At 44.0% G+C, this 15732-nt stretch carries 18 protein-coding genes; 15 read left to right on the top strand and 3 right to left on the bottom strand.

What is annotated here, in order from left to right:
• Positions 1-32: 32 nt before the first annotated feature.
• Complete coding sequence (locus tag VIB_RS08840; protein WP_040904479.1) at positions 33-614, bottom strand: Maf family protein; 582 nt, start codon at positions 612-614, stop codon at positions 33-35.
• Between the two features lie 217 nt (positions 615-831).
• Between VIB_RS08840 and yceD the strand changes: the two genes are divergently transcribed.
• The 15 genes from yceD (at position 832) to VIB_RS08765 (ending at position 13977) form a co-directional block, all read left to right on the top strand.
• The gene (gene yceD, locus VIB_RS08835) at positions 832-1356 is read left to right on the top strand and encodes a 23S rRNA accumulation protein YceD (protein ID WP_040904477.1); all 525 of its coding nucleotides are present in this window, start codon (positions 832-834) and stop codon (positions 1354-1356) included.
• A 31-nt stretch (positions 1357-1387) separates the two neighbouring features.
• Positions 1388-1558, top strand: coding sequence for a 50S ribosomal protein L32 (rpmF, locus tag VIB_RS08830; protein ID WP_004395602.1), 171 nt, complete (start codon positions 1388-1390; stop codon positions 1556-1558).
• An 11-nt stretch (positions 1559-1569) separates the two neighbouring features.
• The gene (gene plsX / locus VIB_RS08825; protein ID WP_004395601.1) at positions 1570-2595 is read left to right on the top strand and encodes a phosphate acyltransferase PlsX; all 1026 of its coding nucleotides are present in this window, start codon (positions 1570-1572) and stop codon (positions 2593-2595) included.
• A 5-nt stretch (positions 2596-2600) separates the two neighbouring features.
• Complete coding sequence (locus tag VIB_RS08820; RefSeq protein ID WP_004395600.1) at positions 2601-3551, top strand: beta-ketoacyl-ACP synthase III; 951 nt, start codon at positions 2601-2603, stop codon at positions 3549-3551.
• 75 nt (positions 3552-3626) lie between these two features.
• Complete coding sequence (gene fabD / locus VIB_RS08815) at positions 3627-4550, top strand: ACP S-malonyltransferase (RefSeq protein WP_004395599.1); 924 nt, start codon at positions 3627-3629, stop codon at positions 4548-4550.
• 26 nt (positions 4551-4576) lie between these two features.
• Complete coding sequence (fabG, locus tag VIB_RS08810; RefSeq protein WP_040904873.1) at positions 4577-5311, top strand: 3-oxoacyl-ACP reductase FabG; 735 nt, start codon at positions 4577-4579, stop codon at positions 5309-5311.
• A 233-nt stretch (positions 5312-5544) separates the two neighbouring features.
• On the top strand, positions 5545-5781 hold the full coding sequence (acpP, locus tag VIB_RS08805; RefSeq protein WP_000065130.1) for an acyl carrier protein: 237 nt from the start codon (positions 5545-5547) through the stop codon (positions 5779-5781).
• A gap of 87 nt (positions 5782-5868) precedes the next feature.
• Positions 5869-7113: a beta-ketoacyl-ACP synthase II gene (gene fabF / locus VIB_RS08800; RefSeq protein ID WP_040904872.1), complete on the top strand. Its 1245-nt coding sequence runs from the start codon at positions 5869-5871 to the stop codon at positions 7111-7113.
• Positions 7114-7191: 78 nt separating this feature from the next.
• Positions 7192-7995 (top strand): aminodeoxychorismate lyase, encoded by an 804-nt coding sequence (pabC, locus tag VIB_RS08795; RefSeq protein ID WP_004395589.1) that lies wholly within the window; start codon positions 7192-7194, stop codon positions 7993-7995.
• Positions 7992-9011 carry an endolytic transglycosylase MltG gene (gene mltG / locus VIB_RS08790; RefSeq protein ID WP_004395588.1) on the top strand — a complete coding sequence of 340 codons (1020 nt, stop codon included), beginning with the start codon at positions 7992-7994 and terminating at the stop codon, positions 9009-9011. The genes pabC and mltG overlap by 4 nt, the downstream gene beginning before the upstream one ends.
• Positions 9008-9643, top strand: coding sequence for a dTMP kinase (gene tmk, locus VIB_RS08785; RefSeq protein ID WP_004395587.1), 636 nt, complete (start codon positions 9008-9010; stop codon positions 9641-9643). Before mltG ends, tmk begins: the two co-directional genes overlap by 4 nt.
• Positions 9644-9645: 2 nt before the next feature.
• Positions 9646-10611, top strand: a complete 966-nt coding sequence (holB, locus tag VIB_RS08780) for a DNA polymerase III subunit delta' (RefSeq protein WP_004395586.1) — start codon at positions 9646-9648, stop codon at positions 10609-10611.
• Entirely contained in the window at positions 10602-11369 is a 768-nt protein-coding gene (locus VIB_RS08775) for a TatD family hydrolase (RefSeq protein ID WP_004395585.1), read from the top strand. The genes holB and VIB_RS08775 overlap by 10 nt, the downstream gene beginning before the upstream one ends.
• Before the next feature lie 444 nt (positions 11370-11813).
• Positions 11814-13244 (top strand): PTS glucose transporter subunit IIBC, encoded by a 1431-nt coding sequence (ptsG, locus tag VIB_RS08770; RefSeq protein WP_004395584.1) that lies wholly within the window; start codon positions 11814-11816, stop codon positions 13242-13244.
• A 328-nt stretch (positions 13245-13572) separates the two neighbouring features.
• Entirely contained in the window at positions 13573-13977 is a 405-nt protein-coding gene (locus VIB_RS08765; protein WP_004395583.1) for a hypothetical protein, read from the top strand.
• Positions 13978-14030: 53 nt separating this feature from the next.
• Here the strand turns inward: VIB_RS08765 and VIB_RS17615 are convergent, their stop codons facing one another.
• Together VIB_RS17615 and VIB_RS08760 are read right to left on the bottom strand one after the other, a co-directional pair.
• Complete coding sequence (locus tag VIB_RS17615) at positions 14031-14132, bottom strand: MetS family NSS transporter small subunit (RefSeq protein ID WP_110167920.1); 102 nt, start codon at positions 14130-14132, stop codon at positions 14031-14033.
• Positions 14132-15592 carry a sodium-dependent transporter gene (locus VIB_RS08760; protein ID WP_004395582.1) on the bottom strand — a complete coding sequence of 487 codons (1461 nt, stop codon included), beginning with the start codon at positions 15590-15592 and terminating at the stop codon, positions 14132-14134. The genes VIB_RS17615 and VIB_RS08760 overlap by 1 nt, the downstream gene beginning before the upstream one ends.
• Positions 15593-15732: the final 140 nt, after the last annotated feature.

Here is a 15732-nt window from a genome sequence, read left to right as displayed (position 1 = left end):
TGTGTATTGTCGTGGTGAGATTCGTTCGATGATTAAATCACTCTAATCTGTTCACTTTCTAAGAGTTTAATTAGCTTAATCAGTGGCAAACCGATTAATGAATTGGGATCATCCCCCTCCAAACGTTCAAATAGAGCAATCCCCAGTCCTTCGCTTTTAAAGCTCCCAGCGCAGTAGAAAGGCTGCTCTTTATCGACATATCGAGCCACCATATCTGGTGTCAGCGAACGAAAGTGTACTTTAAAAGTATCGATAGTGACTTGCGTTTGTTCGGTTTGAGTATTGTGTAGCGCGAGACCAGTGTAAAAAGTGATGGTTTGACCACTTTGTTGCAGTAACTGATGAATCGCTGTCTCTCGGTTGTATGGTTTTCCAATGATTTGACCATTGATAACACATACTTGATCTGAACCAATCACTAGACTTGGTGATGATAGCTGGCAAGAGCGCGCTTTGTTGGTCGCTAAGCGCATCACCAGCTGTTCTGGTGTCTCGTCAGTCAACGGTGTCTCATCACAATCAGGACTAGCGGTAACAAAAGGAATAGCCAGTTTTTCTAGTAATTGTTGTCGATAAGGTGAGGTTGAAGCCAAAACTAGTTGGTAATTTTGCATTTTGATTTACAATTGTCTTCAGTGTATGAGTAGCATACCGGAAACTGGCAGATCGTCTCAAGTAAAGTGAGCGATATGGTACACCTTACGACGGATTAATCCTGTATTTATCATACAATAGTAACGTGCTTCTTAAGCCAATAGCGAAATAAGGCATAGCAACTTTTTTGCCTTTTTCTTTGACTAAAACAATTTTGGAAGATAATATTCGCGCCCTATGCAAAAGGTAAAAATACCGCGAACGATTGACCCGGCAAAAGCCGCTCAAAAACGATTGGATTATGATGGTATCATTCAAGCCAGTCTTTTAAAGCGCTTAGAAGAGTCAGTTGATGGCGTAAAACGCGACGCACAAGTCTCATTGTCATTTGGGATGGATGAACAGCAACTGGTTGTTATCTCTGGTAAAGCTAACATCGAAGTTGATTTAGAGTGTCAGCGCTGTAATCAAGCATTTGCACATGAATGCACCATTGAGTTTACTTATACTCCTTACTACAGTGAGCAAAGTGAGCAAGATGCACCGGATGAGTACGATTTGGTAGATCCTAACGAGTACGGTGAGATTGATTTGATTCAGTTAGTTGAAGACGAGTTCATTCTTGGTTTACCCCAAGTAGCGATGCACGATGAAGCGGATTGTAGCGTTAACTCAGACAATTTGGTGTTTGGTGAGATCCCCGACGAAGTGTTGGATGATAAGCCGAATCCATTCGATGTTTTAAAAAGTTTGAAGAAGTAAATCTTCAATCCATAACACAGGAGTAGGGTCAATGGCCGTACAAAAGAGCAAGAAATCACGTTCAATGCGTGGTATGCGTCGTTCACATGATGCGCTAACTTCAGCTGCACTATCTGTAGATGCAACTTCAGGTGAAACTCACCTACGTCACAATGTAACCGCTGAAGGCTACTACCGTGGCAAAAAGGTTATCAACAAGTAAGGTTGTGACCTTTGCAAAATCTAACCGTTGCACTTGATGCAATGGGCGGGGATTTCGGTCCTCGCGTTACAGTGCCTGCCGCCGTGCAGGCACTGTCGCATTTCCCAGAGCTAAAAGTGATATTAGTGGGTGATCATAGCGCGATCACTCAGCAATTATCTTTACTAGGTTACCAACCCGATCCTCGTTTGAGTATTGTGCACAGTGATCGAGTGATCGCTAACTCAGAAAAACCCTCACTAGCATTACGCCATAGCCATGACAGTTCAATGGGTTTGGCTATCGATCTGGTCGCTCAACAACAGGCGGATGCTTGTGTCAGTGCTGGTAACACCGGCGCGCTGATGGCACTCTCACGTTTTCGATTAAAGCTTCTCCCTGGGATTGAGCGTCCGGCATTAGTAACCGCTTTACCCACGATATCGGGTGGTAAAACGTGGTTATTGGATCTTGGTGCGAATGTCTCTAGTGATGCTGATTCCCTGTTTCAATTTGCAGTGATGGGATCGGCATTGGCTGAGCAACATTTACAACGTTCCCCCCGCGTGGCGATTTTAAATATTGGCGCGGAAGAGATAAAAGGTAATGATCTGGTTAAGCGTTGTGCACAGCTGCTAAAGCAAACTCAAGCGGTGAATTTTATTGGCTATATTGAAGGGAATCAGTTATTGATGGATGCCGCCGACGTTGTGGTGTGTGATGGATTTGTCGGTAATGTTTGTTTAAAAACCTGTGAAGGGACTGCACAACTCTTTATTGATAAGTTAAAAAATCTCTTTTTAGCCTCATCCATAAAGGGTTGGATTGCCCGAAAAGTGTTTTCTGAACTGTTTTATGAATTAAAAACCTTGAACCCCGACCAGTATAACGGCGCAAGTTTGCTAGGATTACGCGGCATAGTCATTAAAAGTCATGGAAGTGCCGATGTATCCGCAGTCGTCAATGCGATAGGTGAAGCGGTTCATGAAGTGAAACGACAAGTCCCCAGCCGCATAAGCGATCGTTTGGAAGCGGTTTTACTCGAGAGGCATTATTAGTCTTCATGTATAGCAAAATTTTAGGTACTGGCAGCTACTTGCCATCTCAAGTGCGTACTAACGCAGATTTAGAGAAAATGGTAGATACCAATGATGAGTGGATTGTGACCCGGACGGGGATTCGTGAGCGTCGAATTGCCGCTGATAACGAAACCGTCGCCGATATGGCATTTTATGCTGCTGAAAAAGCCATCGAAATGGCGCAAATTGATAAGAATGAGATTGATCTGATTATTGTTGCCACGACGAGCGGCAGTCATACTTTTCCCTCTTCTGCTTGTCAGGTTCAAGCTAAGCTCGGGATCAAAGGTTGTCCAGCTTTTGATTTGGCTGCAGCATGCTCTGGTTTTGTGTATGCATTGTCGGTTGCTGATCAACACATTAAATCAGGCATGTGTAAAAAAGTACTGGTGATTGGTGCGGATGCATTATCGAAAACGTGCGATCCAACCGACCGCTCAACCATTATTTTATTTGGTGATGCGGCAGGAGCGGTGGTGGTTGGTGCTAGTCAAGAGCCCGGTATCTTATCAACTCATATCTATGCCGATGGTGAGTTTGGTGAGTTACTCAGTCTTGAAGTGCCTGAGCGTGGCGGTAATGTTGATAAGTGGCTGCATATGGCCGGTAACGAAGTGTTTAAAGTCGCCGTGACTCAATTATCAAAATTAGTCAAAGATACTTTAGCGGCGAATAATTTACATAAGTCGCAATTAGATTGGCTGGTGCCGCATCAAGCCAATTATCGAATTATTTCTGCTACTGCAAAGAAACTTTCTATGTCATTAGATCAAGTTGTGATGACGTTAGATCGCCATGGTAATACTTCAGCTGCAACGGTACCAACCGCATTAGATGAAGCGGTGCGCGATGGACGCATTCAACGTGGCCAGTTATTGCTGTTAGAAGCGTTTGGTGGTGGTTTTACTTGGGGCTCTGCCTTGGTTAAATTCTGATTGCTCCCCAATCACTTATTTGACGTTGAAGAGTCGCTTGACTCTTTATCCATTTTATTAGGTTAAGGAAAGAACATGAGCAAGTTTGCTATTGTATTCCCAGGCCAAGGTTCACAAGCAATCGGTATGCTTGCGGAGCTTGGTGAACAGTATGATGTTGTAAAACAGACGTTTAGCCAAGCTTCTGAAGTATTAGGTTATGACTTATGGGCATTAGTTCAACAAGGCCCAGCAGAAGATCTTAACCAAACTCATCGTACGCAACCCGCTATCCTTGCTGCATCGGTTGCTATTTGGCGTGTGTGGCAGTCATTGAACTTGCCTCAACCTGAAGTCTTAGCAGGACACAGTTTAGGTGAATACTCTGCGTTAGTATGCTCGGGGGTGATTGATTTTCAGCAGGCGATCAGCTTAGTTGAATTACGTGGTCGATTAATGCAAGAGGCTGTACCTGCTGGCACGGGAGCAATGTATGCGATCATTGGTCTTGATGATGAGGCGATTGCCAACGCGTGCCAACAAGCCGCTCAAGGTCAAATTGTTTCTCCGGTAAACTTTAACTCCCCAGGTCAGGTCGTGATTGCTGGGCAGAAAGAGGCTGTTGAACGTGCTGGTGTACTGTGCAAAGAATCGGGTGCCAAGCGAGCATTACCCTTGCCAGTGTCAGTGCCATCGCATTGTGCATTAATGAAACCCGCCGCAGAAAAATTAGCCATTGCGCTCGCTGGACTTCAGTTTAATAGCCCATCAATTCCGGTCATTAATAACGTTGATGTGCTGGCTGAAACGGATCCTGCAAAAATTAAAGATGCCCTTGTGCGTCAGCTTTATAATCCGGTACGTTGGACAGAAGCGGTACAAAGCATGAGTGACCAAGGGATTGAAAAACTTATTGAAGTTGGTCCAGGTAAAGTGTTAACTGGATTAACCAAACGCATAGTGAAAACACTGGATGCGGTAGCCGTAAACGATAGCGCTTCATTCGAAGCTGTGCAATAAAGTAGGAATCAAACATGAATGAATTCATGAGCCTTGAAGGTAAAGTCGCTCTAGTCACGGGAGCAAGTCGTGGGATTGGTCGTTCAATCGCAGAAGTGCTTGTCGCACGCGGTGCAACCGTGATTGGAACAGCAACCAGCGATAGTGGCGCAGATGCAATCAGTACTTATCTAGGCGAGAAGGGTAAAGGGTTTGCTTTGAATGTGACTGACCCTGCATCGATCGAATCGGTACTCAAAGCGATCAATGAACAGTTTGGCAGCATCGACATTTTAGTGAATAATGCCGGTATCACACGTGATAACCTATTGATGCGTATGAAAGACGAAGAGTGGATGGATATCTTAGATACCAACTTAACGTCGATTTTCCGCTTATCGAAAGCGGTATTACGTGGCATGATGAAAAAACGCCATGGTCGAATCATTAATGTCGGTTCGGTTGTTGGTACCATGGGTAATGCTGGACAAACTAACTATGCAGCGGCAAAAGCGGGCGTAATTGGCTTTACCAAGTCGATGGCACGTGAAGTTGCATCCCGTGGTGTGACTGTGAACACAGTTGCACCAGGTTTTATCGCCACAGATATGACAAAAGCGCTGAATGATGAGCAACGTGCTGCTACACTAGCGCAAGTTCCAGCGGGTCGTCTGGGTGAACCTCATGAAATTGCTTCTGCAGTGGCTTTTTTAGCGTCCAATGAAGCAGCTTACATTACGGGTGAGACTCTGCACGTCAACGGCGGAATGTACATGGTTTAATGCCAAGTGTTTGGAGAAGTTAAGCGACAGTCGTCAATAAATGCTGACTTTTCTTAACAGTTGGTTTTTAGGTGCGCAACATTTGTGCATGATTTATGTCAAAAATGGTGTGAATTTCGGTTAAAATCGGTAAATTTGTGGTTTGACCAGCAAGGTCCCCCTTGCAACTTTCACTAGTTCGAATAAACTACGGAATCATCGCATTAGGCGAAATCTGTAAAGGAAAAGAAAACATGAGCAACATTGAAGAACGCGTAAAGAAAATCATCGTTGAACAGCTAGGTGTAGACGAAGCAGAAGTAAAAAATGAATCTTCTTTCGTTGAAGATCTAGGTGCAGATTCTCTAGACACTGTTGAATTAGTTATGGCTCTTGAAGAGGAATTTGATACTGAGATTCCTGACGAAGAAGCAGAGAAAATCACTACTGTTCAAGCTGCGATTGATTACGTGACCAGCAACGCTCAGTAATGTTCTCCCCAGGCGGCCCTCTGGCCGCCTGAGTTTTTTAGTCATCTATCCCTCTCATAGAATGTTTCTATCCCGGAGAATATGATCGTGTCCAAGCGTCGTGTCGTTGTCACTGGCATGGGTATGTTGTCACCAGTAGGCAACACTGTAGAATCTTCTTGGAAAGCCCTGCTAGCTGGTCAAAGTGGTATTGTTAATATTGAGCACTTTGATACTACAAATTTCTCAACTCGTTTCGCAGGTCTAGTCAAAGACTTTAATTGCGAAGAGTATATGTCTAAAAAAGATGCCAGAAAAATGGATCTTTTTATCCAATATGGCATTGCTGCGGGTATTCAAGCTCTAGACGATTCCGGTCTGCAAATTACGCAAGCTAATGCGCCACGTGTTGGTGTCGCCATTGGTTCGGGAATTGGTGGTCTTGAGTTAATTGAATCTGGCCATCAGGCATTAATCGAAAAAGGTCCACGTAAGGTTAGCCCATTTTTCGTTCCCTCAACCATTGTTAACATGGTTGCAGGTAACCTTTCTATTATGCGTGGTTTACGTGGTCCAAATCTTGCAATTTCAACCGCTTGTACCACTGGATTGCACAATATTGGTCATGCCGCACGGATGATTGCTTACGGTGATGCCGATGCCATGGTTGCGGGTGGTGCAGAAAAAGCCTCCACACCTTTAGGTATGGCTGGTTTTGGTGCTGCGAAAGCGTTATCCACTCGCAATGATGAACCACAAAAAGCTTCACGCCCTTGGGATAAAGATCGTGATGGTTTTGTATTGGGTGATGGTGCTGGTGTGATTGTGCTTGAAGAGTATGAACACGCTAAAGCTCGTGGTGCTAAAATTTATGCTGAGTTGGTCGGTTTTGGTATGTCAGGTGATGCTTATCACATGACTTCACCAAGTGAAGACGGTTCTGGTGGCGCTCTAGCGATGGAAGCCGCGATGCGTGATGCTGGAGTCACAGGGACTCAAATTGGTTATGTTAATGCTCACGGAACGTCAACTCCGGCCGGTGATGTCGCGGAAGTAAAAGGCATCAAACGAGCATTAGGTGAAGAAGGCGCTAAACAAGTATTAGTCTCTTCAACCAAATCAATGACGGGTCACTTGCTCGGTGCAGCAGGTTCTGTTGAAGCGATCATTACCATCATGTCGTTGGTTGACCAAATTGTTCCACCAACCATTAACCTTGATAACCCAGAAGAAGGGTTAGAGATAGACTTAGTGCCCCATACGGCGCGTAAAGTATCAGGTATGGATTATGCGATATGCAACTCGTTTGGCTTCGGTGGTACCAACGGTTCACTGATTTTTAAACGCGTATAATTAATCTATCTGATTGAGTTTGAGTTTAAACGGCTTGGTGCTTTGCATTAGGCCGTTTATTTTTTCAGGGAGTCAAGCATGATTGGGCAAAATGGATTCAACGAGCCCCTAATTACCGCCAGTGATCGTTCTTTCCAATATGGCGATGGCTGCTTTAGTACTCTATTGATTAAACAAGGTAAAATTCAGCTCTGGGATTATCATCAAGAGCGAATGGAGGCTTGCTTACAGCACTTGGCGATTCCATCTCCTGATTGGTTGAAAATAGAACTTGCGTTGAATCAAGCGGCGATAGGTAAGTCACTGGCGGGAATGAAACTGCATATTAGCCGTGGCGAAGGAGGACGAGGTTATAGTCCAAGCCAACAACATTCATCAAGAATTACATTGAGTCACTTTGATTTTCCAGCTCATTATCATCAATGGCAACGTCAAGGGATCAGATTAGGCGTCTGTGAGCAGCGCATGGGACTCAACCCATTGCTGGCGGGACATAAACATAATAACCGCTTAGAGCAAGTTTTACTGCGTGGTGAAATGGATCGTGCAGGGTATGACGATGGCGTTTGTTTGGATCTTAATCATCATATCGTTGAAACAACGATGGCAAATTTGTTCTGGGTGAAAAATGGCACTTTATATACGCCGAGTCTTGATAATGCTGGTGTTGCTGGTGTCGCGCGGCGGATGATTTTACAATCGGCAACATCATTCGGGTTGACCGTGGAAATTGGTCAGTTTCCAATGGAGCATTTAATTGCTGCTGATGAGGTTTTTATTTCTAATGCCATCATTGAAGTCGCGCCTGTCATCGGTATTGCACATCATTTGTATACCATCGGCCGTTATGTACGATATTTTCAGGAGAGTTTTAATTCGTGATTAAAAAATTACTGGCCTTAATTTTAGTCATCATTGTTTTTGCTACTGCAAGCTACTTTTATGCGGTTAAAAAGACCAATGATTACCTCGCGCAGCCGTTATTGATCACTGAACCGCAGTTGATCACTATTCATGGTGGGACGAGTTTAAATAGAGCGTTGGCATTAATGACCGATCAAGCTTGGTTAGTTGATGATCCTTTGGCCTCGAAGTTATTACGTCGTTTCTACCCTGAATTAACGCCGATTAGAGCGGGAACGTATCAATTACAGCCCGGGTTATCGCTACAAGATAGTTTAGCGTTATTGGTTTCTGGGCGAGAATTTCAGTTTTCGATCACCTTTATTGAAGGAAGCCGTTTTTCTGAATGGCGTGCTAGCTTAGCGCAAAATCCTAACTTACAACAAACGCTGACTGAGCATTCAGAGGCAGACATCGCCCAATTATTAGGCATCGATAATGCAAAGTTAGAAGGCTTATTTTTGGCGGAAACCTACCATTTTACTAAAGGGGAGAAGGATATTGATATCCTTCGTCGAGCGCATCGTAAGCTCAATCGTCTGCTTGAGCATGAATGGGAGCATCGTCAGCTTGATTTGCCATTGAAAACTCCTTACGAAGCCCTTATTTTGGCGTCGATTATTGAAAAAGAAACGGCGATCGATGCGGAGCGGGAGCGAGTCTCTTCGGTGTTTATTAATCGATTAAACAAGCGAATGCGTTTACAAACGGACCCTACGGTTATTTATGGAATGGGTGATCGTTATCAAGGGCGGATTCGCCGTGCTGATTTGCGTGAAGCGACAGAATATAATACTTACGTGATCAATGGACTCCCTCCGACGCCGATCGCGATGGCTGGCCCTGCTTCGATTAAGGCCGCTTTAAATCCGGAACAGAGTGATTACCTTTATTTTGTGGCCAGTGGTCATGGTGATCACGTGTTTTCAAAAACATTAGCAGAACATAATCGCGCGGTTCGCGCCTATTTACAAGTGATCAGAAGTCGACAATGAACGCAAAATTTATCGTAGTAGAAGGGCTAGAAGGCGCAGGAAAAAGCACGGCTATTCAGGTTGTGATCGATACGTTACAAGCTTTTGGTATTGAGTCGATTACCCAGACTCGTGAGCCCGGTGGCACGGTATTGGCTGAAAAAATGCGTGCTTTAGTCAAAGAAGATCACCCTGGTGAAGTTTTACAAGATGTGACGGAAGTGCTGCTAATGTACGCCGCACGGGTACAACTTGTGGAAAACGTCATTAAACCTGCATTGGCGGCAGGATGCTGGGTCGTGGGCGATCGCCATGACATGTCTTCGCAAGCTTATCAAGGCGGCGGACGGCAGATTAGCCCTGCGACGATGCAGCAGCTTAAGCAGTTAGCGTTAGGGGCGTTTAGCCCAGATTTTACTTTATACTTAGATATCGACCCGCGAGTCGGATTAGAGCGAGCTCGTGGGCGAGGGGAGTTGGATCGTATTGAGAGAATGGACTTGAGTTTTTTTGAGCGTACACGACAGCGTTATCTAGAACTGGCTAAGGACAATCCATCAGTTACGATTATTAACGCGCAGCAAACCCTACAAGCGGTGACACAAGATATTCAGCAAGCGTTATTAAACTGGTTAAATCAACATAAAGGTTAATGATGAACGCAGTATATCCTTGGTTAAGCGAGGCATGGGAGCGTTGGAAGCAACAGCTTGAGCATCAGCGCTTTGCTTCAGCAACCTTAATCAATGCTCCACACGGAGTAGGCGCAGAGCAGTTGATTGAGAAATTCTCGCAGGCATTAATGTGTACTACACAGCGTAGTGAGCCCTGTGGATTTTGTCATGGCTGTGAGTTAATGCTATCGGCCACGCATCCGGATTATCATCTTGTTCGTCCTGAAAAAGAGGGCAAGTCGATTACGGTTGAGCAAATTCGTATAGCGAATCGATTAGCACAAGAGTCTTCACAGCTCTCAGGCTTTCGGTTGATCGTGATTGAGCCTGCCGAAGCAATGAATGAATCAGCAGCGAATGCTTTACTGAAAACGCTTGAAGAGCCCGCAGAAAAATGTGTTTTCATTTTACTGACTCATCAAGTGAGCCGTTTACTGGCGACAATCGTCAGTCGTTGCCAACAAATTATTATTCCAGAACCGCAGCCACAAGCTGTTATGCCGTGGTTAACCGAACAGTGTCAACAATCGATTCCTGCTTTTGCTGCTCATATTCATGGTAATGCTCCATTACTGACTCGAGCGTTTCTTTTACAAGGTGAACTCCAAAATTATTTGGCGATTGAGCAGCAATTTGTTCAGGCATTACAAGGCGACATTTCGGCATTATTAAATTGTGCGAAAACGATCAGTGGCCAGCCTCTCAGTGGACTACGTTGGCTTTGGTATCTCTTGACTGACGCCCAAAAAACCGCTTTTGGGGTATGGCAGCCTTACTTTACTCCGCAAAGTCAGTGGCTTGCTCAAGCTCGTTCTTTGTCTTTATTACAACAACAAACGGATTCATTGGCGCAGTTGATCAATCAATTACAGGGATTTAGTGGGTTAAATAGTGAACTTTTAATTGCTGATTGGTTATTTAAATTTAATGAGGAAACATGTTTGTAGATTCACATTGTCATCTTGATAAACTGAACTATCAAGATTTACACCAAGATATCAGCGATGTTCTTGCTAAAGCCGAACGGGCTAAAGTGACACAATTACTTTCTGTGGGTGTGACGTTAGACTCATTTCCCAATATGTTAGCGATGATTACTCCCTTCGATAATATTCATGCTTCTTGTGGTGTGCATCCTCTCGACGTGCAAAGTGATTTTGATCTAGAGCGTTTTCACACTTATGCTCGTCACCCTAAAGTGGTTGCGATTGGTGAAACTGGGCTCGATTATCACTATCAGCCAGAAATGGCGGAATTACAACAACAGCGTTTTATTCAGCATATTAATACTGCCGTTGAACTCAATAAGCCATTGATTATTCATACTCGTCAAGCGCGAGAAGATACTTTAGCTATACTCAAAGCACATCACGCAGAGCGTTGTGGCGGGGTTATACACTGTTTTACTGAAGATTGGGCTTTTGCGCAGGCGGCAATGGATTTAGGCTTCTATATTTCGATCTCTGGGATCGTTACGTTTCGCCAAGCAACAGAGCTCAAAGCCGTGGTAAAGGCACTACCATTAGATAGGTTGTTGATTGAAACCGATTCGCCTTATTTAGCGCCAGTACCTCATCGAGGTAAAGAGAATCAGCCGGCTTATGTGGTTGAGGTTGCGGCTTATATTGCTCAACTTAAAGGGCTTTCTTTGGGCGAAGTTGCAGAAAAAACCAGCAAAAACTTCCAAGATCTTTTTTTGCGATGAAAATCAAAGTTTATAGGTGTAAGACGCCTAGAATGGCTGTTTTACGTGCTTTACTTCAAATTATCATCAAGAATTAGCCTTGTTTACTTAATATGTTGAATATTTAGTCTAAACTAATCAATTGGTAATTTTGTTACTAAAAATAACAACCTCATCAATTTAATTTACCAAGTAAAATTAATTGATGGAAAATTATTATTAATATAAACAATAGGATAGAATGCTTCTGTTGCCTTGTCGACAAGTGATGGCTGTGTGATCTGTCTATTACTTTGAAACTAAATTTCTTTACGAACTGGAAAGTTTGAGGGGCATCAAGATATATTTAGAGGCGGAAAATATAATACATTTGTGGTTACATTTTCATTGGGTGCTAACATTTAGGCTACGGGGGTGTGCCGTTGGAACCCGAAAAATTCTAATAACTTAATCAGGAGCATAAACATGTTAAAGAACGCTTTTGCTAACCTGCAAAAAGTAGGTAAAGCACTGATGCTTCCAGTATCAGTCTTACCTGTTGCAGGTATTTTGCTTGGTGTTGGGGCGGCAAACTTTAGTTGGCTGCCAGAAGTCGTATCCCACTTAATGGAACAAGCTGGTGGCTCGGTATTTGGTCAAATGGCACTCTTGTTTGCCGTTGGTGTCGCCCTAGGCTTTACCAATAACGATGGTGTATCAGGACTTTCTGCTATTGTCGGCTATGGCATCATGGTTGCGACCTTGAACGTTATGGCAGAGGTAATGGGTGTTGATGGCATCGAAACAGGCGTACTTGGCGGTATTCTTGCGGGTGGTGTTGCAGCGTGGTCGTTCAATCGTTTCTATAAAATTCAGCTACCAGAATATCTCGGATTCTTTGCGGGTAAACGTGCGGTACCTATTATTACCGGTTTCTTGTCGATTGCTCTAGGTATTCTCTTATCGGTAATTTGGCCTCCGATTGGTGGCGTTATTGCTTCTTTCTCTGATTGGGCTGCGCATCAAAACCCAGTCACTGCATTTGGTATTTACGGTATTGTTGAGCGTGCACTGATTCCATTTGGTTTACACCATATCTGGAACGTACCTTTCTTCTACGAAGCAGGTTCTTGTGTGACTAACTCCGGTCAACCAGCAACAGGTATTATGACCTGTTTCTTGACTGCGAATGATGTGACTCGCGAAGCGGGTAATGGTTTCGGTCAGTTAGCCGGTGGTTACCTATTTAAAATGTTTGGTCTTCCTGCAGCGGCTTTTGCGATTGCGCATTGTGCTAAACCTGAGAACCGTGCAAAAATCATGGGTATCATGGCTTCTGCGGCATTAACTTCTTTCCTAACCGGTATTACTGAGCCAATTGAATTCTCTTTCCTATTCATTGCTCCTGTACTTTACGCGGTTCACGCGGTACTTGCTGGCTTGGCGTATGTCCTAACCAACTCGCTAGGCATTGTTCATGGCCACACGTTCTCTAACGGCTTTATTGACTTTGTTGTTCAATCTCCTCGTGCAGAAAACATGTTGCTACTGGTAGGCTTAGGTATTGCTTATGCTGTGCTTTACTATGTGGTATTTACGTTTGTTATTCGTACCTTGAATCTGAAAACACCGGGCCGTGAAGATGAATCCGCTGATGCGAATACTTCAACAGGGTCAGAGTTAGCAGGTGAATTAGTAGCGGCATTTGGTGGTAAAGAAAATATCACTAACTTAGATGCTTGTATTACTCGCCTACGCGTATCGGTTGCAGAGACAGAGTTGGTTGATCAAGCGAAACTAAAACAACTCGGTGCTGCTGGCGTTGTTGTGGTGTCTGGTGGTGTACAAGCTATTTTTGGTACTAAATCAGATAACTTAAAAACAGAAATGGATGAGTGGATTCGCAACCACGGTTAATGCTCATTCTTTCTTCCCCTATAAATAAGGAGACTTCGGTCTCCTTTTTATCGGTTTGCTGAAAGCGCTCATTATCAATGATGTTTTAGCCTCTACCTATACTCTATCTTAACCTATCTTTACCTCTTTGCTGACATTGCTCAGTACACTCCTCGTTAGACTGCCGTTATTTCCTTTGATTTTATTTTGCACTTGGTTGGATTATGCGTGTCATGTTTATTCTTTCTTCTGACGGAGCCGACTTTGCTGCAATTGGACATCATCGGGGAGTTTATTTCTCAATCTTAGACATTTGAGTAAATACCAGACGATATAGGATAAGTGACTTATGAAAAAAATAGCTGCAGTGGCGATGTTATTCAGCGTACCAGTAAGTGTTTATGCTCAACAAGAGCCGAGTTTAAAAGTAGGTATGGCCGTAGATCAACAGTTGAGTGCAGTCATTGAGGTTGATGAGCAATATCGTTTTATTCTTGGTAATGAAGGTGCCGCTTTTGATTATTTGATGCGCCGTGGCAATTTTGATCGAGCTGACGTTCCTTTGGATTGGTACGTTGGGATTGGTGCTTGGGGAGAATGGGATGGTGATTTTGGTCCGCGCGTACCATTAGGGGTTAACTGGCCAATTAACAGTAATATTGATGTCTATGGTCAAGTTCATCCAGAGTTAAACCTCCATTCAGGCATCAATTTGCAACTGGGCGCGGCGCTAGGGGTTACTTATCGCTTCTAAAATCAATAAGGCCACGGCAGATTAGCTGCTCGTGGCCTTAAATTAAGAGGAGATTACTCTTCTTGTTTCGCCATGGCTTTTTTAATGCAGATGGCTGCACCGCCCCAAGTGAGTCCGAGGCCGATAATCATCATGATAATTGCACCTGTAGTCATTAGTTTGCTTCCTTGCGATTAGTTAGATTAACGATGGCACCTAGCGCCAGTAACGCGATAATAATGGTCCAGCCTAGAGTCAGATCATAGCCGCCATACCCTTCAGTGAGCAGTGCACGTAATTTAGTTACTACAATGATCGCCAAAACGACTGGGGAGACAAAGCGCAAACAAATATCAAACCATACTCCAATCGTAAAATCAGAAATGGAGTTAACATATTTACGCACGTCGGAAATTTTCAGCAACCAAGTCATGAGAATGAGTTCAACTAGGCAACTCGCCATAATGCCGACATTGTTCGCAAAGTGGTCGACTAAATCGAGCAACAGTAAACCGCCATTGGTCGCAAATGCCATAGAAATAATAAAGCCTGAGCCGATAACGATATTAGCTGCTTTTTTACGACTCCAACCCAGTTTGTCAATCACCGCGGAGGTGACGGCTTCTAAGATCGAGATGTGTGAGCTTAGTCCAGCGACCACTAACGCTAAGAAAAATAGCGGGCCTAGAATGTAAGGGATTGGAAGTAGGTTAATAGCCGCAGGGATAGTGACAAAAGCTAAACCAACGCCAGCAGAAACGACTTCAGTCAGCGGTTTGCCTTGTTCTTGAGCCATGTAACCAAGAACTGAGAAAATCATGATACCAGCGAGAATTGAAAAACCGCAGTTGATCAAGACGGTCATAAAAGCATTATTGGTGATGTCAGATTTCTGTGGTAGGTAGCTTGAATAGGCCAGCATAATCGCAAAGCCAATACTGAGCGTAAAGAAGATTTGCCCATAAGCGGCTGCCCAGACTTTAACATCCCAAATCTTACTAAAATCAGGCTCAAACATATAGTTGACGCCATCTAATGCACCCGGTAAGAAAATCATGCGTGCAATTAGGAGTAGTACCATGATAAACAATACCGGCATCATGACTTTAGAAGCACGTTCAATACCAGATTTAACTCCGCCAACGATAGCCGCATAAGTTATTGCCCAAGCAATCGCCATCGTAAAAGCAATTTTCCACTGAATCGATCCAAGGTTAGTCGGCGAGTTATCACCCAGACCTAAGTACTCGCTAAAGAAAAAGCTATTGGTATCCGTTCCCCAACTTTGGGTAAATGACATGCCGAAGTAGGAGATTGCCCAGCCAATCACGGCTACATAGTACACCCCAATGGTTGCCGCGATACCCACTTGAAACCAACCAAGCCATTCAAATTTTGTGTTAATTTTGGCAAGAGTCGTTGGTGCAGAGCCGCGATGTTTTTGACCCATACTGAATTCAAGGATCATAAAAGGAATGCCGGCTGTTAGCATGGCAAATAGATAAGGGATGAAAAAAGCGCCCCCTCCATTCTCATAAGCCATGTAGGGAAAACGCCAAATGTTACCTAGGCCAATCGCAGAACCTACTGCGGCTAAAATGAATCCGGTACGGGATCCCCATTGTTCTCGCTTCATTTATTTCTCCTTAATCATTCCCTGAGGTATGAAGCCTCATTAGACCTTGTTTACTCATTCATTGAGATGTGGAAGCAAGCCTTCCCGTTACCGCTCACTTTTGCCAGAGTAGACTGCCGAAAAGATCATCGTATGAGTAT

The organism is Vibrio metschnikovii CIP 69.14, assembly GCF_000176155.1.
Lineage (GTDB): Bacteria > Pseudomonadota > Gammaproteobacteria > Enterobacterales > Vibrionaceae > Vibrio > Vibrio metschnikovii.
This window is presented reverse-complemented; position numbering and strand designations above follow the sequence as displayed.